Origin of the sequence: Streptomyces sp. CCM_MD2014 (genome assembly GCF_000772045.1) — a bacterium.
In the GTDB taxonomy this organism is placed as follows: domain Bacteria; phylum Actinomycetota; class Actinomycetes; order Streptomycetales; family Streptomycetaceae; genus Streptomyces; species Streptomyces salinarius.
Map to the genome: position 1 here is coordinate 2971037 of NZ_CP009754.1, position 25274 is coordinate 2996310.

Sequence of the window (25274 nt, forward strand, 5' to 3'; positions counted from 1 at the left end):
GGGTCAGCATCGCCGGACCGTCCGGCATTCCGCCGCCCGCCGAGTGCCAGGATGGGCCGATGCCCCTCCCTAACCACGACTTCCCCGAGGCCCCCGAGGTGCTGGACCGGCGCGACGGTCCGTACGGCGAGGTGGTCCTGCGCCGGCACGGGACACTGCTGCAGATCATCGCGAACGGCTGCTTCCTGATGGACACCTCCGACGGACGTTCGGAGCGGCGCCTGATCGACGCGGCGGCCGACGCCCTGGCCGCCGCCGGCGGGCGGACCGCACCGCACCTGCTGGTCGGCGGACTCGGCGTCGGCTTCTCCCTCGTCCACGCGGCCGCCGATCCCCGCTGGGGCCGGATCGCGGTGGTCGAACGCGAGGGCGCCATCATCGACTGGCACCGCACCGGACCGCTGGCCGCGCTCTCCGCCGGCGCCCTGGACGACCCCCGCACGGAGATCGTCGAGGCGGACCTGGTCGACTACGTCAATGAGACTTCCGACACGTACGACGCCCTGTGCCTGGACATCGACAACGGCCCCGGCTGGACCGTCACCGAGGGCAACGACGGGCTGTACGCGCCGTCCGGACTGGCGGGCTGCGCGCGGCTGTTGAGGCCCGGCGGGGTGCTCGCCGTGTGGTCCGCGCAGCCCTCTCCGGAATTCGAAGAAACCTTGCGTAATGCCGGTTTCCAGCAGGTGCGTACCGAAGAGATCCCCGTTGCCCGGGGCGTTCCGGACGTCGTGCACATCGGCGTCGGGCCTGGATAGCAAAGGCGCGGTGACTCCCCGTACGCTGCTGCCCTGACGCGGATCATTCAAGCGTCAAGCGCAGTCATGGGATCACCCCACGGATTCCGGAAAGCACACCTCAGGGGCGGGCGATGGAGCAGACACAGACCTCCCACAACGGCACGGCCACCCAGGGCGCCCAGCGCCGGGTCCTGGTGGTCGAGGACGATCAGACGATCGTGGACGCCATCGCGACCCGCCTGCGCGCCGAGGGTTTCCTGGTGCAGACGGCGGGCGACGGTCCGTCCGCCGTCGACACGGCCGAGGCGTGGCAGCCCGACCTGCTGATCCTCGACATCATGCTGCCCGGCTTCGACGGCCTGGAGGTCTGCCGCCGCGTGCAGGCCCAGCGGCCGGTGCCGGTGCTGATGCTCACCGCGCGCGACGACGAGACGGACATGCTGGTCGGCCTCGGCGTCGGCGCCGACGACTACATGACCAAGCCGTTCTCGATGCGCGAGCTGGCCGCCCGCGTGCACGTGCTGCTGCGGCGGGTCGAGCGCGCCGTGGTGGCCGCCTCCACCCCGCGCAGCGGCATCCTGCGCCTGGGCGAGCTGGAGATCGACCACGCGCAGCGCCGGGTGCGGGTGCGCAGCGAGGACGTCCACCTCACGCCGACCGAGTTCGACCTGCTGGTCTGCCTGGCCAACACCCCGCGCGCCGTGCTCTCCCGCGAGCAGCTCCTCGCCGAGGTGTGGGACTGGGCGGACGCCTCCGGCACCCGGACCGTGGACAGCCACATCAAGGCGCTGCGCCGGAAGATCGGCGCCGAGCGCATCCGCACCGTGCACGGCGTGGGCTACGCGCTGGAGACGCCGACGCCATGAGCCGGGGACGGGAAGCCGCACGGAGGAACCCCGGCCCCCGGAGAACCGGGGATCTCTGGGGTGGCGTACGCCCGTTCTCGATCAAGACCAAGCTGGGCGCGCTGGTCGTCACGTCCGTGCTGATCACCACCGGCCTGTCGGTGATAGCGGTGCACACCAAGACGGAGTTGCGCTTCATCACGGTGTTCTCGATGATCGCCACGCTGTTGATCACGCAGTTCGTGGCGCACTCGCTGACCGCGCCGCTGGACGAGATGAACGCCGTCGCCCGGTCCATCTCGCACGGCGACTACACCCGGCGGGTAAGTGAGAACCGCCGCGACGAGCTGGGCGCCCTGGCCGTCACCATCAACCGCATGGCCGACGACCTGGAGGCCCAGGACCTCCAGCGCAAGGAGCTGGTGGCAAACGTCTCGCACGAGCTGCGCACCCCCATCGCGGGCCTGCGGGCGGTGCTGGAGAACATCGTCGACGGGGTCACCGAGGCCGACCCGGAGACCATGCGCACGGCGCTCGGGCAGACCGAGCGGCTCGGCCGGCTGGTGGAGACGCTCCTCGACCTCTCCCGCCTGGACAACGGCGTCATACCGCTGCGCAAGCGGCGCTTCGAGGTGTGGCCGTACCTCGCGGGCGTGCTGAAGGAGGCCAACATGGTGGCGTCGGCACGCGCGGGCATCGCCTCCGGCTCCGGCAGCCACACCCGCACCGACGTCCATCTGGCCCTCGACGTCTTCCCCGGCGACCTGACCGCGCACGCGGATCCCGAGCGCATCCACCAGGTGGTCGCCAACCTCATCGACAACGCCGTCAAGCACAGCCCGCCGCACGGCCGGGTCACCGTCCGGGCCCGGCGCGGCGAGCTGCCCGAGTCGCTGGAGCTGGAGGTGCTCGACGAGGGGCCGGGCATCCCCCGCTCGGAGTGGCGCCGGGTGTTCGAGCGGTTCAACCGGGGTTCGGTGTCGCGGCCGCACGGTCCGGGCAGCGACGGAGGCACCGGTCTGGGCCTCGCGATCGCGCGCTGGGCGGTGGATCTGCACGGCGGCCGGATCCGAGTGGCCGAATCCGAGCGGGGCTGCCGGATTCTCATCACTCTTCCGGGCCTGCCGTCGCGGTCCGGTTGACGTAGGGTTCGAAGCGGAGCGTCAAGATCCACGGCATCCGCGCTGGCGGACACGTGTGATCAGCCACAGGCCCGCGTTTTCGAGGCGCCGGGCCTCGGTCTCCCGATCCCTCACACAGCGGAACCTCGCTTGTTTCCCGCCATTTCCAGCGCCGAAACGCGGTCTGTGATGTGACTTACGCGACGATGAACGGGCCCGGTCTGACCTTCGGGGTCGGCAAGGCGTAGCCTTGATTCCCGCTGTCCACCATCTTGTGAAGCGGAAGAGGGCGGTTCTCGCCGTGTCGCCACAGTCCCCCAGTAACTCGAGCATCTCGACCGACACCGACCAAGCGGGCACCGCGGGAAAGAACCCCGCGGCCGCGTTCGGTGCCAATGAGTGGCTCGTCGACGAGATCTATCAGCAGTACCTCCAGGACCCGAACTCCGTGGACCGAGCCTGGTGGGACTTCTTCGCCGACTACAAGCCCGGAGCGGCGGCCCAGCCGGCCTCCGGCGCGGTGACCACGGACTCCGGCAGCACGCCGCAGGCCGCGCCCGCCCCGCAGGCGCAGGCCTCCGCCCCCGCCCAGCCGAAGGCGGCCGCCCCGGCTCCCGCGAAGCCGGCCGCGCAGCCCGCCGCCGCGCCCGCCGCTCCGGCGGCGAAGCCCGCCGCCGCCCCGGCCAAGCCCGCCGCCAAGCCGCAGGCGAAGGCCGCCGCGCCCGCCAAGGACGCCGACGCCGCCGCCGAGGGCCCCGAGCTGGTGACCCTGCGCGGCCCGGCCGCCGCGGTCGCGAAGAACATGAACGCCTCGCTGGAGCTGCCCACGGCCACGTCCGTGCGCGCGGTCCCGGTGAAGCTGCTGTTCGACAACCGCATCGTCATCAACAACCACCTCAAGCGTGCCCGGGGCGGGAAGATCTCCTTCACGCACCTGATCGGCTACGCGATGGTGCAGGCCATCAAGGCCATGCCGTCGATGAACCACTCGTTCGGCGAGAAGGACGGCAAGCCGACCCTGGTCAAGCCGGCCCACATCAACCTCGGCCTCGCCATCGACCTGGTCAAGCCCAACGGCGACCGCCAGCTGGTCGTCGCGGCGATCAAGAAGGCCGAGACGCTGAACTTCTTCGAGTTCTGGCAGGCCTACGAGGACATCGTCCGTCGCGCCCGCGACAACAAGCTGACGATGGACGACTTCACCGGCGTCACGGTCTCCCTGACCAACCCCGGCGGCCTCGGCACCGTCCACTCCGTGCCGCGCCTGATGCCCGGTCAGTCGGTCATCCTGGGCGTCGGCTCCATGGACTACCCGGCGGAGTTCCAGGGCACCAGCCAGGACACCCTGAACAAGCTCGGCATCTCGAAGGTCATGACGCTCACGTCGACCTACGACCACCGGGTCATCCAGGGCGCCGCCTCCGGCGAGTTCCTGCGCCAGGTCGCCAACCTGCTGCTCGGCGAGAACGGCTTCTACGACGACATCTTCAAGGCGCTGCGCATCCCCTACGAGCCGGTCCGCTGGCTCAAGGACATCGACGCCTCGCACGACGACGACGTCACCAAGGCCGCCCGCGTCTTCGAGCTGATCCACTCCTACCGGGTCCGCGGTCACGTCATGGCCGACACCGACCCGCTGGAGTACCAGCAGCGCAAGCACCCCGACCTGGACATCACCGAGCACGGGCTCACCCTGTGGGACCTGGAGCGCGAGTTCGCGGTCGGCGGCTTCGCCGGCAAGTCCCTGATGAAGCTGCGCGACATCCTCGGCGTGCTGCGCGACTCGTACTGCCGCACCACCGGCGTCGAGTTCATGCACATCCAGGACCCGAAGCAGCGCAAGTGGATCCAGGACCGCATCGAGCGCTCGCACACCAAGCCGGAGCGCGAGGAGCAGCTGCGCATCCTGCGCCGCCTGAACGCCGCCGAGGCCTTCGAGACGTTCCTCCAGACCAAGTACGTCGGTCAGAAGCGGTTCTCCCTGGAGGGCGGCGAGTCCGTCATCCCGCTGCTCGACGCGGTCATCGACTCGGCGGCCGAGTCCCGCCTGGACGAGGTCGTCATCGGCATGGCCCACCGCGGCCGGCTGAACGTCCTGGCCAACGTGGTCGGCAAGTCGTACGCGCAGATCTTCCGCGAGTTCGAGGGCAATCTCGACCCGAAGTCGATGCACGGCTCCGGCGACGTGAAGTACCACCTGGGCGCCGAGGGCACCTTCACCGGCCTGGACGGCGAGCAGATCAAGGTCTCGCTGGTCGCCAACCCCTCGCACCTGGAGGCGGTCGACCCGGTCCTGGAGGGCGTCGCCCGCGCCAAGCAGGACATCATCAACAAGGGCGGCACGGACTTCACCGTCCTGCCGGTGGCGATCCACGGCGACGCGGCCTTCGCGGGCCAGGGCGTGGTGGCCGAGACCCTGAACATGTCGCAGCTGCGCGGCTACCGCACCGGCGGCACGGTCCACGTCGTCATCAACAACCAGGTCGGCTTCACCGCCGCCCCGGAGTCCTCGCGCTCCTCGATGTACGCCACCGACGTGGCCCGCATGATCGAGGCCCCGATCTTCCACGTGAACGGCGACGACCCGGAGGCCGTGGTCCGCGTCGCGCGGCTCGCCTTCGAGTTCCGTCAGGCGTTCAACAAGGACGTGGTGATCGACCTCATCTGCTACCGCCGCCGCGGTCACAACGAGTCGGACAACCCGGCCTTCACCCAGCCGCTGATGTACGACCTGATCGACAAGAAGCGCTCGGTGCGCAAGCTCTACACCGAGTCCCTCATCGGTCGCGGCGACATCACCCTGGAGGAGGCCGAGCAGGCGCTCCAGGACTACCAGGGCCAGCTGGAGAAGGTCTTCACCGAGGTCCGCGAGGCCGTCTCCCAGCCGTCCGCCGCGGAGCCCTCGGACCCGCAGGCCGAGTTCCCGGTCGCCGTGAACACCGCGGTCAGCGCCGAGACGGTCAAGCGGATCGCCGAGTCCCAGGTCAACATCCCCGACCACGTCACCATCCACCCGCGCCTGCTGCCGCAGCTGCAGCGCCGCGCGGCGATGGTCGAGGACGGCACGATCGACTGGGGCATGGGCGAGACCCTCGCCGTCGGCTCCCTCCTACTGGAGGGCGTCCCGGTCCGGCTGTCCGGCCAGGACTCGCAGCGCGGCACCTTCGGCCAGCGGCACGCGGTGGTCATCGACCGCGAGACGGGCGACGAGTTCACGCCGCTGCTGTACCTGTCCGAGGACCAGGCCCGGTACAACGTCTACAACTCGCTGCTCTCCGAGTACGCCGTGATGGGCTTCGAGTACGGCTACTCGCTGGCCCGCCCCGACGCGCTGGTGATGTGGGAGGCGCAGTTCGGCGACTTCGTCAACGGCGCCCAGACGGTCGTGGACGAGTTCATCTCGTCGGCCGAGCAGAAGTGGAACCAGACCTCCGGCGTCACCCTCCTGCTGCCGCACGGCTACGAGGGCCAGGGACCGGACCACTCCTCGGCCCGCATCGAGCGCTTCCTCCAGCTCTGCGCGCAGAACAACATGACGGTCGCGATGCCGACCCTGCCGTCGAACTACTTCCACCTCCTGCGGTGGCAGGTGCACAACCCGCACCACAAGCCGCTGGTGGTCTTCACCCCGAAGTCGATGCTGCGCCTGAAGGCCGCGTCCTCGAAGGCGGAGGAGTTCACGACGGGCCAGTTCCGCCCGGTCATCGGCGACGACTCGGTCGACCCGGCCGCCGTCAAGAAGGTCGTCTTCACCGCCGGCAAGGTCTACTACGACCTCGACGCCGAGCGGAAGAAGCGCGGCGTCACGGACACGGCCATCATCCGCATCGAGCGCCTGTACCCGCTGCCGGGTGCCGAGCTCCAGGCGGAGATCGCCAAGTACCCGAACGCCGAGAAGTACCTGTGGGCCCAGGAGGAGCCGGCGAACCAGGGTGCCTGGCCGTTCATCGCCCTCAACCTGATCGACCACCTGGACCTGGCGGTCGGCGCCGACGTCCCGCACGGCGAGCGCCTGCGCCGCATCTCGCGGCCGCACGGCTCGTCCCCGGCCGTCGGTTCCGCCAAGCGGCACCAGGCCGAGCAGGAGCAGCTGGTGCGCGAGGTGTTCGAGGCGTGAGCCACTGACACCGCCCACGGCCACCACACCGTGCAGGGCCCGGCTCCGGAACTCTCCGGGGCCGGGCCCTTCGGCGTTCCGGACCCCGCGGGGGCCGGTCAGGTCCGCTGGGGTTCGAAGTCCCAGAACGGGCGCTGCCGGGCACGGGCCGCCAGGGTGCGCGGGTGCCGGGGGCCGAGGACGGCGGCCAGCCCCTCCAGGGCCCGCCGCTCGACGGCGTCGGCCTGCCCGCTCGGCCCGTACACGCGCAGTTCGGCCGCGAGGGCCACGCCCACGGCCAGCGTGAGGGGGTGGGCGGCGCCGAGGACGCGCGCCGCCGTGCCGGCCGTGTCCCGGCTCAGGGTGAGGGCTCGGTCCGTGTCTCCGGCCTCCCCGTGCAGCATCGCCGCGTTGAGCGCGCAGCCCAGCGTCCAGGGGTGGTCGGGCCCGACGGCGACGGCCATGTCTGCCAGCGAGGCGTCGGCGAGGGCCGGTGCGCCTTCGCCCTCGCCCGCCCGGTGCAGCAGCAGGGCATGGTTGGCGCGGGCTCCGGCCGCGTAGGGGTGGCCGGCGGTGAGCGTCTCCTCGTAACGGCCGACGACGCGCTCGCTCAGCACACGGGCCAGATCGAGGTCACCCTGCTCCCGGGCGAGGCAGCTCCGGCCGGCGAGCAGCATCAGCACCAGGGGATCGCTGTCGCCGAGAACCCGCTCCGCCAGCTCCAACGCCTGGCCGGCGTGGTGCGCCGCCTCGTCGGTGTCGCCCACCGCGTAGCGGCACAGGGCGAGGTTGTGCGCGGCGAGCAGGGTCTGCCTGCTGTGGGCGCCCAGCGCCTCGCGGACCAGCCGCCAGTTGGCGTCCTGCCGCGACACGGCCTCCTCGTGGCGGCCGAGCAGCCGGAGGTCGACGGCGCAGGCGGTCTCCGAACCCAGCGTCCACGGGTGCCGGTCGCCGAGTAGCCGGCGGCGCTCCCGCAGGGTGGGCAGGTCGACGTTCAGGGCGTCCTCGTAGCGGCCCAGCAGCCGCAGCGAGACGCCCACGTTGTTCTGGGCGTTCAGGGTGCGGGTGTCCTGGTCGCCGAGGAGTTCGCGGTACGTGCGGTGCACCCGCTCCGAGATCTCCAGTGCCTCCGCGTAGTGCCCGAGGCCGCGCAGGTCCGCGGCCAGTCCGCCGAGGGCCCGCAGCAGACCCGGGTCGCGTTCCCCGCGCTGCTCGCTCAGCTGCCGGACGGCCGCCCGCTCGATCTCCATCGTCCGGTGGAAGTCGCCGGCCGCGCGCAGCAGGTTGGCGTAGTGGTGGGCCAGTTCCCAGACGAGGGGGTGCTGGTCGCCGAGCAGCGAACGCCAGATCCGGGTGGCGTGGCCGCCGAGCCGGACGCCCGCCCCGTACTCGCCCGACAGATACAGGTAGCGCAGGCAGTCGAGGACGAGGGTCTGCACGGCCTCGTCGGTGGTCGCGAGGACGTCGGCGTACTTGAGGTGCGGCACGATCTCGGCGTATCCGGGCCACTGTTCGGGGGCCGAGGGCCGGCCGCGGTCCGCCGCGGCCAGGGCCCGCCGTACGACGTCGACGAGTTCGCGGCGGACCTCTTCCCGCATCGCGTTGTGTGCCATCTGGTGGACGACCCGGTGCACGTACAGGTACTCGCGCTCCGGTTGCTCCGGGTCCGGCTCCACCCGGACGACGGAGTGCCGTCGCAGCTCGCCGACGGCGCGTTCCCACAGCCGGGGGTCGGTCAGCAGTCCGGCGACGGAGTCGGGCAGCCCGTCGTGCGGCATGTTCCTGAGCAGGTGAACGGGGACGAGGCCGGGGGCGAAGAAGGTGCACAGCCGGAGCAGGACGACGGACTCCGGAGCGGTCTCGCGCAGCTCGGCCAGGAGGATGGACCAGGCGGTCCGGAAGGCCGGCGGGAAGTCTTCGGCCACGGTTCGCGCATCGCCCTCGGCGCCGTCGCCGTCCGCCAGCAGGGCCAGGTACGCGTCCACCGAGCGGTCCGAGTCGCTCAGCCAGCCCACCGTCTGGGCGAGAAGCAGCGGCAGGTCGCCCAGGGCCTCGGCGAGCCGGTCGGCCTCGGACGGGGTCGGACCGGACGTGCGGCGGCGGATGAAGGCGATCGACTCGGCACGGGTGTACACGGGGACTTCCAGCAGACCGGTGCCGTAGCGGGCCCACTCCGGGTTCCGCGACGTGACGAGAACGTGCCCCGGGCCCGTCGGCACCAGGTTCTCGATCTCCTCGGGCTCGTCGGCACCGTCCAGAATCAGCAGCCACCGGGAGTACGGCTCGCCGCGGCGCAGCGCGTCCCGTACCGCGCGCAGTCGTTCCCCGTACTCCTGGCCGGTCCGCAGACCCAGCCGGGGGGCGAGTTCGGCCAGCTGGCGGCGGCAGTCGGCCCGGTCCCGCGCGTTGACCCACCACACCACGTCGTACTCGGGTCCGATCCGGTGCGCGTACTCGGTGGCGAGCTGTGTCTTGCCCACACCGGACATGCCGTGCAGCGTCAGCGTCCCCGGCCCCGTACCGCCCAGCAGGTCGTGGATCTGGTCCAGCAGGGCCTCACGGCCGGTGAACCGGGTGTTGCGGCGCGGTACGGCGCCCCACACGTCCGGCGTGCCCGCCGGGAACCGCGGCGCGGTCCGTGCCCGCTCCGGGTCCTCGGCCACCGGCTCGGAGGACAGGCCGAGCCGGTCCAGCAGGCGCCGCTCGGCCTCCTCGGCCCGCAGACCGTGCAGTGCGGCGGGCGCCAGCAGGGAGACCTCCGACGGGAGCGGATCGCCGGTGACCGACACGGCCGCGAACCGGGACGGGTCGGGGGCCACGACCTCCCGCAGGGCCGCGTTCCACTCCTCGGGCGGATGCGTGCCGTGGCCGAAGTAGGGGGTGTTCAGGACGAGCAGGGCACGCCCGGGCCCCAGGGTCAGGTCGCGCAGCAGGGCCGCCGGTGGGACGTCGGCCGGGGCGCCCCGGCGCAGCGGCGCCACCCGCACCCCTCGCCGCTCCAGCCGGTCCCCGATCCAGGCCGCCCAGGCGCGGTCGAGTCCGGCGAAGCTGATCGTGACCGTCTGCCGGTCCGGGGCGGGTCGCATGGTGGCCGGGGGCTGGTGCGGCGGGCGCGCCCGTGCGACGGACCGCGGCCTGGGTCCGCCGGGGATCCGCACCGCCGCTTCGGCGCCGGCCGCGCGTATCTCACTGCGCAGCTCCGCCTTGCGGACCGGCACGCCCCACTGGTTGGTGACGGTCAGCCACAGTGAGGCGGGCCCGGGGTCCGTGCCCGCGGAGACCCGGAACCGGGCGGGGCCGTAGGTGCCGCCGAAGCGGTGCAGGACGACGTTCGGTTCGTCCAGGGCGGAGCATGCGAAGTGCGGGGCGCCGTCCAGAGTGACGGTGAAGGTGAACTCCTCCTCGGGGTAGGGCCACTGGGCCGGTGTGCCGTCCGGGGCGGGCAGGGGGCCGCGCAGATCGACGGTGACGAGGTAGTCGGCCCCGGCCGCCGCCTGCCGGGGCCACGCGACGACGGGCTCGATCAGCAGCGGGGGTTGCCCGGACGGCCGTCCGGCGGCGCTCACTGGCGGCCTCCCCCCTCGGTGCCGAGCGCGTCCACCGCGGTGAGCCGCAGCGCCGTCCTCGGATGCCCGTAGTAGTGGAACATGAACGCGTACAGGAGCCGCAGTACCCGTTTCTGGCCCACGACGTCGACTTGCCCGTCATCGTTGCGGACCCGCGGCATCTCCGCCAGGGACCCGAACTCCTCCAGTGCCCGCGCCCGGAAGCCCCGCAGCGTCCGCGCCACCGGGCGGCGCGGGTGCTCGGCGACCTCGCGCACCAGGCGCCGTGCCATCGCCCGGGCCTCCAGGTCACCGACCTTCCCGGAGCTGACGATGCAGCCGCCCGCACCCTTGCGCAGGAAGAGTTCCGCGAACCCGCGCAACGCCTCCTCCCCCTGGGCCCGGTTGTCCACGAACCGGCCGGAGTCGCAGGCGTTGAGGCAGACCAGCGAGCGGTCCCGACGCAGCGCCGACATCGGTTCGCCGTTCAGCTCGGCCCAGGTCCGGTCCCCGAGCGTGAGGCCCGGCACGGTGTCGCCGTAGGTGCCGTGACAGCCCAGGTAGACCAGCCCGGTGCGGTCGTCCTGGGTGTCGAGGTCGCTGAGGAAGGGCGTCATGAGCCGGTGCAGCCGGTGCGCGTACGACGTGAAGAGGCGGCCGTCGTCCGCCATGTCCTGGTGGAGGTAGCCGAGCACGCGCCCGTGGCAGTCGCCGGAATCGGCGGGCAGGCCGTCCTGGCCCGGATCACGCACGGTGGTCCAGCGGGCGACGGCGACCAACGCGCCCAGCGGGCCGCCCACCAGGTCCAGCGCGGCGTCCCCGGGGACAAGGAGCAGCTCCCAGGGCAGGTCGTACCCGGTGTCGTCCCACACGACCAGGTGCAGGTCGTCGCCGTGCCGGGCGCGGATCCTGTTGATCCAGTGGGCGAGTTCGTGCTGGTTCTCCGACCACAGGTGAATGCCCCGCAGCACCTCCGAGGGGTAGTGCCCCTCCCCGTCCTGCCGCAGCCGGGCGAGGCTGACGGCGGGAGCGGGGCGGCGGGTGGGACCGGCCGCGCAGTTCACCGACAGGTCGCCGCACCAGCCCTGCAGCCGGTAGCCCGGCAGCCCGTCGGCCCCGTCGGCGCGCAGGACGCGCAGCACGGCGAAGCCGTCCTCCAGGCGCGCGCCGGGCCGTGCGTCGGTTCCGCCGAGCCCGGCGGGCGGCTCCTGCGTCCGGCGCAGGTTCAGCACCGACGCGGCGGGGCGGCGGGTCACGGCCTTCAGTCCCGGCAGGGCCGCACGGAGCCCGGCGGTGCCGTTGCCCGGGAGTCTGCGGGACCCATGGCGCGGCTCACTCACCGGCGGCCTCCGCCCCGGACCCGTGCCGGCCGTCGACGACGATCGCCCCGAGCCGGTCGGCGAGGACGTACGGCAGGTCGCCGTACGGTTCCCGGCCCGGGTCGACGACCGCCACGTGCAGCCGCGTCCGGTCCATGGTCCCGATCCGGGCGGCGGCCTCCACCGCGTCCTCGACCCCCGTGGCGGCCACCTCCCCGGCGGGCCGTCCGGTGTGACTGACCCGCAGGGGTACGTTGCCGCGGCCGTCGGTCACGACCACCAGCCACGCCTCCGCCGGCCCGGTGCCCGGCCGGCGGAACAGCCTGCGCAGCGCCTGCGCCGCCAGTTCGACGCCGTGGGCGAGGGGCGTCGCCCGCCCGGCCCGGCGGTACAGCGCTCCCGGCACCCGGGGGTCCAGAACGCTGCGGGCCGTGAAGGAGCCCGCGCGCAGTTCGTCGGCCGCGTCCGCCGCGCCGACCTCGATCACCTGGACCGTGGCCCGGCTCGTGTACGCCCACTGCAGGAAGGGCGCGAGGACCTGCTGCCAGTGTCCGTCGTCCCCGGTCCCGTCCCGGCAGGTGTGGTCCAGGAGCAGTACCAGAACCCGTTCGGGGGCGGCGGCGCGCACGTTGCCGTGCAGGTCGACGGGTGAGACGGTGAACCGGTCGGTGCGCCGGGCCCGTTGGTGGACGGCTGCCTCGCGCACCGTGCGGACGTGGGCGATGTCCCGCAGGTCCGTGGCCCGGCGGGTGCCGATCACGATGCCCCGGGTGGCGACGGGCCCGGTGGTGCGCCGCCGGGGGCCGCTCAGCGGCACGGCGTCCCGCACGGCGGCCGGTTCGTCCTCCGGGTAGGGGTTTCCCGCGGCCGGGGAGGGAGCGACGCCGGGTGCGGTGCCGATTCCCTCGGCGGGTCCGGTGTCCAGCAGCCCCCGGTCGCCGTCACGTGTCCGGGGCCCGCCGTGCCCGCCGGCGCCGCCACGTTCCGGGAGGGTGCCGGGCGGGCCCGGCGCTCCCGGTTCCGGACCGGGCGGCTCCGGGTCGCTCTCCGGGCGGTCCGGCGCGCTCTGCGGCACGGCCACACCGATGAGCCGGGCCGCGGCGTCGCTGTGCTCGGCCGAGGCCGACGGGCGGCCGTCCAGCGCCGCGAGGGTACGGGCGAGCCGCAGGAGGGCCAGCTGCCGGCGGACCCCGGCGTCGGGTCCGAGCAGCTCCCGCGCCCGGCCGATCGCCGCGTCGCCGACGGGCACAGGCCGGACGCCTCGGTGCACCGCCGCACGCCAGGTGTCCGGCAGCCCGGCGAGCAGTGCCTCCCGTACCTCACCCGCCTCCGGTGCCGCGAGCGCCTCGCCGGGGCCGGGCGGTCGCAGCCCCGCCATCGACAGCCGCAGGGCGAACCGGTCCAGCAGGTGCCGGCTCACCCGTCCCACGTCGGCGCCGCGGCAGACGGCCAGCCAGCGGGCCCGGGGCCGGACCGTCCGGTGCGGCCCAGCGCGTGCGACGGTCACGACGTCGGCGCCGAGCAGTTGCACCGCGGCGCGCATCCCGGCCACGCTCAGCCGCGCCAGGTCGGGCACCACGACCAACGGCGGCGCACCGTCGGCGTCGTCCCCCTCGACCAGGGGGCCGGGTTCGGTGAGGACGGTGATGCCGTGCTCGCCGCCGCGGATCCTGGTGCGGGTCCACAGGTCCTCGTCCCGGTCCGCGGCGCCCAGCACGAGCGGCGGGCGCGCCGGTTCGGCGGCTCCGGCGAGTACGGCGCCGAACATCCGGGCGACCGGATCGACGAGCCGGGGGTCCAGGTCGAGGAGCAGCACCCCGGAAAGGGCGGGCTCGGCCGCCGCGCAGACCAGGGCGAGACCGAGCCGGTGCGCCGGGTCGTCGTACGGCACCGCGCCGGTGGCGGCGGTGCCGTCCACCGGTGGCCGGCTCGGCGACGCGGGCGGGAGGTGGGGGAGGCCGGGGTCGGCTGCCATCTCGGTCAGGCCTCGAAGAGGTCCTGGAGGCGGGCCTCGTCGCTCTCCCAGTCGAAGGTGTCGCCGTGCACCACTTCCGGGCGCCGGTGCCGCAACGCCATCGGCAGGACCCGCCGCAGATGCGCGGGGGTCACCCGGTCCGCGCCCTCCAGGGCGGCCAGTGCCCGGGCCGCCAGCACGGCCACGATCTCTCCGCGCTGGCCCACCGCCTCGGTCCGTTCCGCCGCCCGTGCGCACAGCTCCAGGACCCGGTCGGGGACGTCGACGTCGCCGACCCTGCGCCGGGCGGCCGTCAGCCGCTCCCGGGTGCGCGCGTCGTCCCGCCGTGCGGCGGACAGCCACGCGGAGTCCTCGCGTCCCAGCTCCTGCTCGAAGTCGAGCACCGTGCGCAGCAGCAGGTGTCGGGCGGTCGCGCCCAGGGTCTCGGCGGTGACCATCAGTCCGAAGCGGTCGAGCAGTTGGGGTCGCAGGCCGCCTTCTTCGGGGTTCATGGTGCCGACCAGCCCGAACGACAGGTGCTTGGCGGTGTCCAGCCCCTCGCGCTGCACGGACAGGTACCCGGTGGCGGCGACGTCCAGGATGATGTCGACGAGGTGGTCGTCGAGGAGGTTGACCTCGTCGACGTAGAGCAGCCCCTTGTCCGCCGCGTCCTCCAGCAGCCCGGGTTGCGGTCGTGGCTCGCCGCGGATGAGCGCGTCCAGGTCCCAGCCGCCCACGACGCGGTCGTCGGTCGCGTTGATGGGCAGGGTGACCGGCAGTTCGCCGTGGGCCATCAGGGCGAAGGCCCGTACGAGCGTCGACTTGGCCGTGCCACGCGGTCCCGCCATGAGCACGCCGCCGATACGGGGGACGACGTGGTGGAGCTCCAGTGCCAGCTTCAGCTCTTCCTGGGCCACGACGCGGGAGTACGGCAGGATGCGCGGGCCCGGCACCACGCGGTTCACGAACCGGCCCCGTCCGCCGTGCCGGTCGCCTGGCCGTCGGGGGCGGGACCGGGGGCGGGGGCCGGATCGGGGGCGGGGGCGGCCGGGGCTGGGGCGGTCTGCCAGCGGAGGGTGATCTGGAGCTGGGCCTCGGCCCCGCTCTTGACGAGGGTGGCCACCCCGGCGTCGATCTTGATCGCGAGCTGCATCTCGATCTCGTCCGGCCGCAGCCCCTCCTGGAGCTCACCGAAGCGCCGTACGGCCTGGGCGGCGCACCTGCGGGCCAGGTCCAGCCCGTCGGTGTAGACGTCCCGTGCCACCCGGACGACCCGCTGTCCGGCGCCGTCCCGGGTCACCTCGTCGCCGAAAACGAGGCCGAGCCCGTCGACGGCGGACGGGTCGACCTGCGCGTCGACCTCGACCGGTATGGGCCCGTCCGCGCCCGCGGGCACGGGTCCCAATAAGATCACCACACGTTCCCCCTGGCCCAACTCGCTTGTGTTACAGGTGTGTTGAGTGGACCCGTGTTCTTCCCCGGGGCGCGGGGGGTTATGCGCCCCGGGCCGACGGACGTGACCTTCCGGTCCCGTCCTCCGCGCCGTCAGGTGGTCTGGGGCTCGAAGTCCCAGTACGGGCGGTTGCGGGAACGGGCGGAGACGGTGTGCGTGTGCTTGCTGCCCAGGGTCGCGTCGAGGTCGGACAGTGCTTCCTGCTCGACCTTCTCCGCCTGCTGGCGGTCCCGCAGGCCGCGCAGGTCGGCCGCGTACGCGATACGGGTGGACAGCGTGAGCGGGTGGGTGCGACCGAGCGACTCGATGGCCCGCGCCACCGAGTCCCGGCTGAGCTCGGCGGCACCCTCGGTGTCGCCCACCAGGTTCCGCAGCGCGGAGGCGTTCAGGGCGCAGCCGAGTGTCCAGGGGTGACCCTCGCCGACGGCCTGCGTCATCTCGGCCAGCGCCTGCTCCACGAGGACGTGACCGTGCTCCCGTTCGCCGACGTTGCGCAGGATCAGGGCCTGGTTGGCGCGGGACCCGGCGATGAACGGGTGCCCGGCGGGAAGCATCATCTCGTAACGGGCCACGACTGCCTCGCTGAGCTCCCGCGCCTGGTCGATGTCGCCGTGTTCACGGGCGTAGCAGCTCTGGCCCGTCGCGAAGATCAGCGTCAGCGGATGGGTCTCGCCCAGCACCCGCTCACCCCGCTCCAGAACGCTGCTGAGCATCGCCCCCGGTTCCTCGCCGCGAGGGGCCCGCTCACCGAGGCGGTACCGGCACAGCGCCAGGTTGTACTCGGCCTTGAGGGTTTGCGGGTTGTCCGGGCCCATGACGAGGCGGTTCTCACGCACGTTCTTCGCCTGGAGGGACTCGGCGTCGGCGTAGCGCCCCAGCAGACGGAGATCGATGGCGTACGTGATCTCGGAACTGAGCGCCCACGGATGGCGGGCGCGCAGCAGTTGCCGACGCGCCTCCATGGTGCTCCGGTCGGTTTCCAGCGTCTCCTCGTAGCGGCCGAGCAGGCGCAGGGAGACGCCCAGGTTGTTCTGCGCGTTCAGGGTCCTGGAGTCCTGGTCGCCGAGGAGTTCGCGGTAGGCCGCCAGGACCCACTGGGAGAGTTCCAGGGCCTCGTCGTAGCGGGCCAGGCCGCGCAGGTCGCCGCCGAGGCCCGCGGCGGCGCGCAGGTGGTCCAGGTCCTGCGGCCCGCGTTCCTCCCTGAGGTGCTCGACCGCGTCGCGGCTGAGGGACTCGGTGCGGGCGTAGTCGCCCATGGCGCGCAGCAGGTTGGTGTAGTGGTAGGTCAGCTCCCAGATGCGCGCGTGGGTCGGACCGAGGAGGCGGCGCCAGGCGGTGAGGGCGCGCTCGCCGAGTTTGATGCCGGCCCGGTACTCGCCGGAGAAGTACATGTAGCGCAGGCAGTTCAGGACCAGGCGCTGGACCTTCGCGTCCTTGCTCTTGAGGACGTCCGCGTACTTGAGGTGCGGCACGATCTCGGCGTAACCGGGCCACAGCCGGGTCTCGGTCGGCCGGCCCGGGTCGGCCGCGGCGAGGGCCCGCCGTACGACGTCGATGAACTCGCTCCGGTCGGCGTCCGGCATGTCCTTGTGCACGATCTGGTGGACCATGCGGTGCAGGTAGAGCGACTCCCCGGCGGAGACCGGTTCGTCCAGGGACGCCTCGTGGGACTCCAGCCGGACCACCGAGTAGGTGCGCAGCTGGTTGATCGCCTTGTTCCACAGCAGCGGGTCGTTGAGCAGTCCGGCGAGCTGCTCGGGCAGCTCGTCGACGGGCATCTCCTTCAGCAGGCGCACGGGGATGAAACCCGGTGCGAAGAAGGTGCACAGGCGCAGGAGGTCGACGGACTCCGGGACGGTCTCCCGGAGCTTGTTCAGCAGTATCGACCAGGCGGTCTGGAAGGCCAGCGGGAAGTCCGCCGACACCTTGACCACATCGCTGTCGATACCGCCTTCGAGCAGGGCGATGTACTCGTCGACCGACAGGTCGGAGTCGTTGAGCCAGCCGGCCGTCTGGTCGAGCAGCAGCGGCAGGTCGCCCAGCGCCTCCGCCAGTTGGTCGGCCTCGGCCTCGGACAGGCGGGGGGCGCGGCGGCGGATGAACGCGACCGACTCGTCGCGGGGATAGACCCGGACCTCGAGCAGCTTGCTGTTGTGCTCGCTCCACTCGGGGTTGCGCGAGGTGACGATGACGTGGCCGGGGCCGGTCGGCAGCAGGTCCCAGATCTGCTCCGGCTCGTCCGCCCCGTCGAGGATCAGCAGCCACCGCGAGTACGGCTCCCCGCGGCGGAGCGCGTCGCGCACGGCTCGCAGCCGCTCGCCGTACTCCTGACCGGTCCGCAGGCCCAGTTTCGGTGCCAGCTCGGCCAGTTGCCGCCGGTAGGTGACGCGCTTCTCCGCGTTCACCCACCAGACCACGTCGTACTCCGAACCGAACCGGTGCGCGTACTCGGCGGCGAACTGGGTCTTGCCCACACCGGACATGCCGTGCAGGGTGAGCACGCCGGCGCCGGGCTCGGCGCTCTGCAGGAGGTGGTAGGCCTCGTTGAACAGCGGCTCGCGGCCGGTGAAGCGGGTGTTGCGCCGTGGTACCACGCCCCACACGTCCGGCATCGCGGCCGGGAACCGCGGCCCGCGCCGTGACTCCGCCGTGCCCTCGGCGGGTGCGTCGGGCGGCAGGTCGAGCCGGTCGAGCAGGCGGCGCTCCGCCTCCTCGGCGCCCATGTTGGTCAGCGCGACCGGTGCCAGTACGGCAGCGGCGGCCGGGACCGCCGCCGTGGTGACCGACACGGCGGCGAAACGGGACGGGTCGGGGGCGACGATCTCGCGCAGGGCCGCGTTCCACTCCTCGTGGGTGCGCGGTCCGAGCTGGAAGTACCACTCGCTGACGATGATGAGGACCCGGCCCTCGGCGAGCGTCAGGTCGCGCAGCAGGTCCACCAGAGGGACGTCGGCCGGAGAGTCCCAGCGCAGCGGCACCACCCGTACGCCGCGCCGCTCCAGCCGGTCCCCGATCCAGGCCGCCCAGGCCCGGTTGAAGCCTGCGAAGTGGATCGTGACCGTCTGCCTGGCGGTCCCCCTCTCGGCCGTCTCGACCGGCTTGCGAGCTCCAGACATGCAGTGGCCTCCAGCACGTAGTACCGCAAAATCCTAGGACTCCGGAGCGTCGCGCGTAAGTCCGCCGACCGACGGCAACACCCCCTGTACGGACGATCTTTCCGTACCCGGCCCGCGGTGTACGGGCATTCATCCGTTAGAGGGCGGGAGCGCGGACGCGTGACGCTGGGCCCACAGTGCGCGCGCGGAGGCCACGTACGCCTGTGCGCGTGCGACGTGGCCCCTGGGTGCGGGGTGTTCGGCCATCCGTTCGTGGGTGGCGGCCATCTCGTCGACGAACCGGCGCCCGCGCACCGTGAGGTCGGGCGAGCCGACGAGGGCGGGCAGGGCGGCCCCGACCTGGGCGCGGTAGCGCGCGTGCTGGGCCCAGGCCCAGTCCCGGTCCGGCAGCCCGCCGACGAGCGCCCGGCGCTGGTAGAACGCGGCCATCGCGAGGTGGGAGTACGTGCCCTGGAGCAGGCCGTCGTAGGGCCGGGGATCGGTGCGCCAGGGGGCGAAGTACCGCGCCGCGGGACCGGCCCGGTGGAGTGTCACCAGGTCGCTGAGGGCGGCGAGTTTCGCGTGCTGCAGTTCGTGGACGAGGGTGGCGGCGAGGGTCACGGCGTCGGGCGGGGTGCTGCTGAGGAGGGCGCCGAACGCCTCACGGCGCGTGGCGCTGCAACTGCCGCGGCCGGTGCCGACGTCGGGCGGCGTCTCCAGCGGGACGAGGCAGCGCAGCAGCGTGCCGGCCTCGGCGAGGCGTTGAGCGCCGCCCGAGCGGAGCGCGAGGGCCGTGCCGGACCAGGCCTGGAGCCACCTCTTGCGCTCCGCGTCGTCGAGGGCGAGCGGGGTGCGCAGGTTGCCGTGGCTGGGGCCGTCGGGCAGTTCGCGGTACGGGTCGAGGTCGTCGAGCGGCAGCGGCGGAGCGGTCCGGGTGAGGCCGGGGAGGGCGTGTGCGGGCGTCCAGGCGAGGGCGCCTGACCAGGCGCCGACTCCGCTCTCCAGGTGGACGGTCACGTCGGGGGCGTCGGCCTGACGCAGGACCAGGCGGCCCTCGGTGCAGGTGACGTCGACGGGTACGTCCCCGGACCGTGCCGTGTGCAGCGCGCCGAGCGACGGGAGGGCGAGGACTCCGGCGCGGGCCGTGAGCCGGGTGCGGAAGGGGATGCCCGCCCCGGCTGCGACGACCGCGGCGATCGCGCTGAAGTGCGCGAGGTCGCGCCGCAGCCGTCGCGCCCGCTCTCCGTGCGCCGGCCCGGGTGCGGCGTCGAGGCCCCGCAGACAGGAACGCGCCCAGGGTCCGGTGAGCGGGTGGAAGAGCCGGGCACGCGCCGGGTTGGCGAACCACTCGTCCGCCGCCGCGAGCCGGTCCGCCTCCGACAGCAGCGCCCAGTCCTCGCGCAGTCTCGCCTTCTGGGCACCGGTGCAGACGGATCGCTCGGCCGCCTCTGCCGCGTCGAGCACGGCTCGCAGCAGCAGCAACCGCCGCGTGTCCTGGTCCCGCACCAGGAGCGCCAGCGTGTCGGGGCCGCCTTCGGTCCGGGCGAGTTCGAGAAGCGCCCGCTCGGGAACCACCGGAAACATCACCAGGCGCCCCCTCCGGTCGAGACCGTCCCGGCGCGGGCCGAGCCGCTCGCGACCGGCCGTGCGGAAGCCCCGCCGGCCGGAACGTGACCGGCCGGCGCCCCACCGGCCGGCGCCCCACCGGCCGACGCCGGAGGGACCGGAGTCGGAGCGGTTGGTTCCGCCGGTTCAGGGGGTTCGGGCGACTCGCCCGTGGCGGGTGCGGCTTCGGCTGGGACCGGTGCGGCTCCGGTTGGTTCGGCTTCGGTTGGTTCGGCTCCGGTTGGTTCGGCTCCGGTCCCGGCCGGGCCGGTCCCCGCCTGGCCGCTCCCGCCGTGGCCGGTCCGGGGCTGGTCCGTCGCGGAGAGACCCGCCGCCCCGGGCGGACCTGCCCCGGGCAGCCACCTCGCGGACGAGTCGCCCGTAGCCGCCGCACTCGCCGCACTCGTGGCCGCGGCGAGCCGCGAGGACACGTGGCGGATGAAGCGCTGGAGGTCCGCGCAGTACACCGACGGGTTCCTGAAACCGTGCCCGGCGCGGTAACGGTGCGCGTAGTGCCCGCCTCCGCAGACCCGCAACAGCGGGCAGGCCCGGCACTGTTCCGCGAGCGAGGCGGGGCCCGCCTGCCGGGCGGCCACGCCCGGGTGCCGCAGCGCATCGTCGAACGTGTGGCGGAACACGTCCAGGCCGGTCCGCGCGGCGCCGGGATAGGCCGACTTGAGCGAGTCGACCTGCTCGATCGACCCGTCGGTCTCCACCACGACCGCGTCGAACGGCGCGAGCCCCAGCGCCTCGGTGGCCGCGGGCAGACCCAGCAGAAGCGCCACGCACTCCTCGAAGAGCCGCACCCGGACCTCACGCCGCCCGGCGGACCACCAGCGGTCGAAGACGGCGCACAGCCAGTCGCCGTACCGTACGCCGGTCCGGCCGGGCGGCGGCGCGGACCAGTTTCCGTGCGGCAGCAACAGGTCCAGCGCGGGCGGGCGCAGACCGAGCAGCGACTCGTAGGTCTCGACCGGGTCCAGCGTCGGGTCGACGACGGTCAGCAGACCCGCGTACGCCTCCGGGTAGCGCTCGGCGGCCAGGCGGGCCCCCCGTGCCGCGGCGGGCCAGGACGGGCGGCCCGCGTGGTCCACCCGCCGTCGGTTGTGGACGGCGGTGCCTCCGTCGAGGCTGATGCCGACCCGGACGCCCGCGTCGGCCAGCACGGCGAGGCGTTCCTCGGTGAGCAGGGTGGCGTTGGTCTGCACGGTGGCGTGGACCTGACACCCAGGCGGGACCAGCTCCCGCACCCGCCCGGCGAGCGCGGCGAGCGGAGCGGCCCCCGCGAGCAGCGGTTCGCCTCCGTGCAGCACCAGGGCCAGGTCGCGCAGCGCGTGCCGGGCGGCGTGCTCGGCGATGCGGGTGGCGGTGCGGTCCAGCACGGCGGGGGAGGCGGCGGCGGGACGGTCGCGCCAGCTGCTGTCGGGGCCCTCGTAGAGGTAGCAGTAGGTGCACGCGAGGTTGCAGCGGCCGTGCATCTTGACGATGAACTGACGGAAGGGAAAGGGACCTTCGGGACCGGGCCGCAGGCCGGAAACGGCGGGGGCCGGACCGGTCATGGCTTGTTCCGACACTCCAGCACCCCCCATGCCGTAACGGTCCGGCCGGTGCCGCCGCGAGTCGGCGCCACGGCCCCGTGCCGCACGGAGCCGCATTCCCGGCGCGGCGGGTGCCCGAAACTCGACGCCGCGGAAGTTGTCCTATTCACATATCTTCAGGCGCCAAGATGACCGCGGCCTCCGGGCCGGAGGAAACAGAAGGATCAGGAGCCAGCAAGAACCAGAAGGAATCAGAAGGAATCAGAAGGAGTTGTCGAAGCCCCACAGCATCTCGCTCGGCTCCGCGGCGCGCGCCCTCAGTTCCCCCAGCACCTCGCGCAGCACCGGATGCTCGATGGTGCCCAGCCGTGCGAGGTCCAGTTCCAGCAGGTCCGGCAGTGGCTCCCCCGCCGGCTCCCCGGCGCCCGTGAGCGCCTGCTCCGCCCCGGCCTCGTCCTGTGCGTCCATCCCCGTTCCTCTCCTCCGCCATGCAGCTCCGCTGCCCCTTCGGACCAGGTCTGCGGCCCTCGCGTCCGGCTTCCCCGGCGCCCGCCTCACTGCAGGTCGGCGAGCCGCTGCGCCGTCTGCCGCGCGGTCGGCTCCCCCGTGGCCAGCCGGTCGTCCGGCAACCGGTCCCACTGCGCCCGCGCCGCCGCGTAGGCGTCCCGGGCCGCGCGGGGCCGGCCGGCCGCCTCGAAGGACATACCCCGCCAGTGGTGCGCCTGTGCGGCGAGCTCCACGGCTTCTTGGCGCCGGCGCTCGGTTTCGGCCTCCTCCTCGGCCCGGCGGGCCGACTCGCCGGCCGCCCGGAAGGCGTCGACCGCCACGTCCAGGCGCGCCGCGCGGCCGAGACTCTGGAACGCCTCGAACTGGACCTGCCCCAGCTCCAGTCGGCAGCGCGTCGCCAGCAACGGGTCCTCCGCGTCGGCCGCGGCGAGCCCGAAGAGGTGCTCCGCCTCCCTGAGGTCGACCCGGTCGCCGCGCGCCTGGTACCGGAGCATGAGCGCCTGTCCGAGGAGCAGCAGCCGGTGGGCGACGCGCGGACTGCCCGCCGGGGTCTCCATCCGGCAGTCCCGCAACACCCGTATCGCACGGGACAGCTGGTCCTGGCGCCGGTGGGCGGGCTCCAGCGTGGCCAGCCGGAGCAGTACGCTCCCCCACTCGGCGAGCACGTCCGCGTGCGCGGGCGCGTCCCGTGACATCCAGTGCGCCGCCTGCGCGAAACGGTCGGCTGCCCCGTGCAGTTCGGGCGGCTCCCCCGACTCGGCGTAGCGTGCGAGGGCCACTCGCCCGGCGCGGACCAGCAACGCCGCGCGCTGTGCCTGTTCGCGTACGCCGCCGAGGGCCTCGTCGGTCCGGGACTGGGCCTCGTCCAGCGGGCCGCCCGCCGCCAGCAGCGCGTCGACCAGGTCGATCAGCACCCGGACGCGGTCGCGGACGGACTCGGCGGTGTCCTGTTCCGGACCGGAGTCCAGCCCCCGGCGCAGCGACCGCGCCGACTGCTCCGCGTACAGCCTGGCCTGGACCGGGTCCGCAGTCACCTCCGACAGACGCAGCAGGGTACGGCCGTGCGCCAGGAGCAGCTCGGCGGGGCGGTCGCTCCGGTCGGGCCAGGCGTCGGCGAACGCCTCTAGCATGCCGACGGCACTCTGCAGGAGCGCGCTGTCGCCGCCCAGGCGCCACTGGGTCTCCAGGGAGGCGACCCGTTCCAGGGTGAGCCGCAGCGCCTCCCCCTCGTCCAGGCCGGGTGCCGCGCACGCGACCGCGTACTCCCGGTCGGCGCGGCGCAGCAGGTCGAGCGCGCCGGACCGGTCTCCGCGCCGTCGCGCGTCGGTGGCGGCGGCGTGCAGCACGCGCGCGAGGACGGCGCGTTCGCGCAGGGCGTGCGGAGGCGCTGCGGCCCGTTCGGCGGCCCGGGTGGCCTCCCGCAGCAGCGCGGCGCCGCCCTGCACCTCCCACAGCCGCAGGGTGCAGCGTGCGTACTCGCCCCACAGCTCGGGGTCGGCGCCGGCCGGCCGTTCCTGCTCGGTGGCGCCGCGCAGCAGCTGCACGGCGTCGATGACGTCCTGGACCATGCCCTCGCCGTCGAACCGGGCGAGCAGGGCGCGTGCACGCACGACCGCCTGGTGCGTGGGCCGCTCCTCGGTGATCCGCGGGCCGGTCCGGCCGTCGTACGTCGCGAACTGCTCGGGCAACGGCATGAACCGCTCCAGGATCCTGGCCGCGACCTCCGCGAAGGGCTGCGGGACCGGGGCCGCACCGCCGTCGCGGCCGTTCTCTCCCGGGTACCCGGGTTCGGCGCCGGGGGCGTGCGGGCGTCCGGGCCCGTCGTCGCCGAGCTGGGCGAGCGCGAGCGCCGGGAAGTTGGGGCCGCCCTTGCCGAAGTGCTGCTCGATGTACTCCGAGCAGTGCTTGAGGACCAGCATGGCCTCGTCCCGCCCGAGCCGGGACAGCAGGGCCTCGCGGACCTCGGGGTCGATGTCGTACCACTGGGAGCCGTCCTCGCCGTGGTCCGCACGGGCCCGGGTGACCAGGCCGCCGACCAGCACCTCGGCAAGTTCGGACGGGCCGGACCCGGGCAGCATCGTCCGCTGGACCAGCTGCATCACCGGGAGGCAGAGCGGGGTCGCCGCGAGATAGACGGCCAGGCGCGCGGCGGCCGGCGACGCTCCGGCGCTGAACCTGCTGACCCGTTCCAGCGGCGTGCGGCGGCGGTCCGGGCGGGCCGCGGGGGCGGCCGGCTGGTCGGCACGCACCCAGCCCACGGCGCCCGGGACCGGTCCGGCACCGGACAGCAGACGCGCCCACGAGCCGAGGGCCACGGGTTCCGGAGGCAGTACGGGGACGGCCAGCGCGCCCCTGCGAGCCTCGGCGGAGGCGCCGGACGCGGTGCGCACCCGCAGCACGGCACCGCCGCCCAGGGTGTCCCCGCGCGACAGGGCGCCGAAGGTGACGGGCAGCCGGGTGCGGTTCCACATGCGCTGCGGCAGCGGCTGGAGTACGGCGACGGGGCCCTGCCGGGACAGGTGGTGGAGCAGCCGGTGGGCGTGGCCGCTGTGCCACAGCGGGCCGGCGCAGTCGCTGACCAGGACGACGATCCGGCGTCCGGTCGGATCGCTGAGCCGGTCGGCGGCGTGCAGCGGCGCACCGAGCGGGTCGGCGCTGCGGCTGACGGCCGGCTCCCCGTCCGGACCCTGGTGCAGGTGGCTGACCTGGACGTCCGAGAAGGCTCCCAGCCGGCTGAAGATCTGGGCGAGTTCGGCGAACAGCCGGCCCCACACCCGCATCGAGGAGGAGGCGTCCAGCACCAGTTGCAGCCGGGCGTCGCGGCGGGACAGGTGTCGGCGCACGGGAAGGATCAGTCCGCCGGCCCGGGCGCTCACCTCCGCTGTGGCGACCTCGTCCAGTTCGGACCGCAGCGGTGTGGCCGGACTCCGGTAGCCCTGCAAGGGGCGCAGGGAACGCTGGAGTTCGAGCGGCGCGGGCAGCACGGGCGCGGCGGGCACGCCCACCGGCAGCGCGCGGGCCCGGCCGGCTCCCCGCACCCCGGGTCCTTCACCGGGGGGCAGCGGGTAGAGGGCCACCCGCCGGGCGGCCGGAGCCTCGGGCTGCTCGGGCGCGGGTGCCCGGGTCGCGCCCGGTGGCAGTGCGACGGGCCCGACGGGCGGCCCGATCACCGGGGGCGCGAGGAGGGGGCCCGGGACGGGAGGAGCGTCCGCGGCGTCGTCGGACCGGGTCCACCGGGCCAGCCAGAGCGCGTCGCAGAGCTGCTCGGCGTCGGGGTCCATGCCGATCTCCCGCAGCCGCAGGACGAGTCGGGCGAGCGGGTCGTCGGCGTGCGCTCCCCCGGGGCCCCCGTCCACGGGCACGGCGGCGTGCGCTCCCTCAGGGCCTTCGCCCGCAGGCACGGCGGCGTGCGCTCCCCCGGAGCCCTCACCCGCGGGCACGGCGGCGTGCCCTGCG

Annotated in this window: 13 protein-coding genes and 1 pseudogene; 4 read left to right on the top strand and 10 right to left on the bottom strand. The window is 73.7% G+C overall.

From position 1 onward, the window contains the following. Positions 1-59: 59 nt before the first annotated feature. From NI25_RS12825 to NI25_RS12840, 4 genes are all read left to right on the top strand, one after another. A complete protein-coding gene (locus NI25_RS12825; RefSeq protein ID WP_061442575.1) occupies positions 60-758 on the top strand; it encodes a hypothetical protein in 699 nt (232 codons plus the stop codon). Between the two features lie 113 nt (positions 759-871). Beyond that, positions 872-1606 (top strand): response regulator transcription factor, encoded by a 735-nt coding sequence (locus NI25_RS12830; RefSeq protein ID WP_003973686.1) that lies wholly within the window; start codon positions 872-874, stop codon positions 1604-1606. Then, a complete protein-coding gene (locus NI25_RS12835; RefSeq protein ID WP_061442576.1) occupies positions 1603-2727 on the top strand; it encodes a HAMP domain-containing sensor histidine kinase in 1125 nt (374 codons plus the stop codon). Before NI25_RS12830 ends, NI25_RS12835 begins: the two co-directional genes overlap by 4 nt. A 280-nt stretch (positions 2728-3007) precedes the next feature. Next, positions 3008-6823 (top strand): multifunctional oxoglutarate decarboxylase/oxoglutarate dehydrogenase thiamine pyrophosphate-binding subunit/dihydrolipoyllysine-residue succinyltransferase subunit, encoded by a 3816-nt coding sequence (locus NI25_RS12840; RefSeq protein WP_061442577.1) that lies wholly within the window; start codon positions 3008-3010, stop codon positions 6821-6823. A 98-nt stretch (positions 6824-6921) separates the two neighbouring features. Here NI25_RS12840 and fxsT (NI25_RS12845) read toward each other — a convergent pair whose 3' ends face one another. The 10 genes and pseudogenes from fxsT (NI25_RS12845) to NI25_RS12890 form a co-directional block, all read right to left on the bottom strand. Continuing rightward, complete coding sequence (gene fxsT / locus NI25_RS12845) at positions 6922-10368, bottom strand: FxSxx-COOH system tetratricopeptide repeat protein (RefSeq protein ID WP_061442578.1); 3447 nt, start codon at positions 10366-10368, stop codon at positions 6922-6924. Then, positions 10365-11687 (bottom strand): CHAT domain-containing protein, encoded by a 1323-nt coding sequence (locus NI25_RS12850; RefSeq protein WP_233520723.1) that lies wholly within the window; start codon positions 11685-11687, stop codon positions 10365-10367. Before NI25_RS12850 ends, fxsT (NI25_RS12845) begins: the two co-directional genes overlap by 4 nt. Beyond that, positions 11680-13641: a hypothetical protein gene (locus tag NI25_RS12855; RefSeq protein ID WP_061442579.1), complete on the bottom strand. Its 1962-nt coding sequence runs from the start codon at positions 13639-13641 to the stop codon at positions 11680-11682. Before NI25_RS12855 ends, NI25_RS12850 begins: the two co-directional genes overlap by 8 nt. A 5-nt stretch (positions 13642-13646) precedes the next feature. Continuing rightward, positions 13647-14585: an AAA family ATPase gene (locus NI25_RS12860; protein ID WP_233520724.1), complete on the bottom strand. Its 939-nt coding sequence runs from the start codon at positions 14583-14585 to the stop codon at positions 13647-13649. Beyond that, entirely contained in the window at positions 14582-15034 is a 453-nt protein-coding gene (locus NI25_RS12865) for a CU044_2847 family protein (RefSeq protein WP_061442580.1), read from the bottom strand. The genes NI25_RS12860 and NI25_RS12865 overlap by 4 nt, the downstream gene beginning before the upstream one ends. Positions 15035-15165: 131 nt before the next feature. Further along, positions 15166-18189 (bottom strand): FxSxx-COOH system tetratricopeptide repeat protein, encoded by a 3024-nt coding sequence (gene fxsT / locus NI25_RS12870; RefSeq protein ID WP_061442581.1) that lies wholly within the window; start codon positions 18187-18189, stop codon positions 15166-15168. Positions 18190-18318: 129 nt separating this feature from the next. Next, entirely contained in the window at positions 18319-19752 is a 1434-nt protein-coding gene (locus NI25_RS12875; protein ID WP_061442582.1) for an aKG-HExxH-type peptide beta-hydroxylase, read from the bottom strand. A 410-nt stretch (positions 19753-20162) separates the two neighbouring features. After that, positions 20163-21332, bottom strand: a pseudogene (locus NI25_RS12880) (FxsB family cyclophane-forming radical SAM/SPASM peptide maturase); the annotation flags it as partial. 240 nt (positions 21333-21572) lie between these two features. Then, positions 21573-21779, bottom strand: coding sequence for an FxSxx-COOH cyclophane-containing RiPP peptide (fxsA, locus tag NI25_RS12885; protein WP_061442584.1), 207 nt, complete (start codon positions 21777-21779; stop codon positions 21573-21575). Positions 21780-21865: 86 nt separating this feature from the next. Beyond that, a complete protein-coding gene (locus NI25_RS12890) occupies positions 21866-25099 on the bottom strand; it encodes an SAV_2336 N-terminal domain-related protein (protein WP_061446900.1) in 3234 nt (1077 codons plus the stop codon). Positions 25100-25274 lie beyond the last annotated feature (175 nt).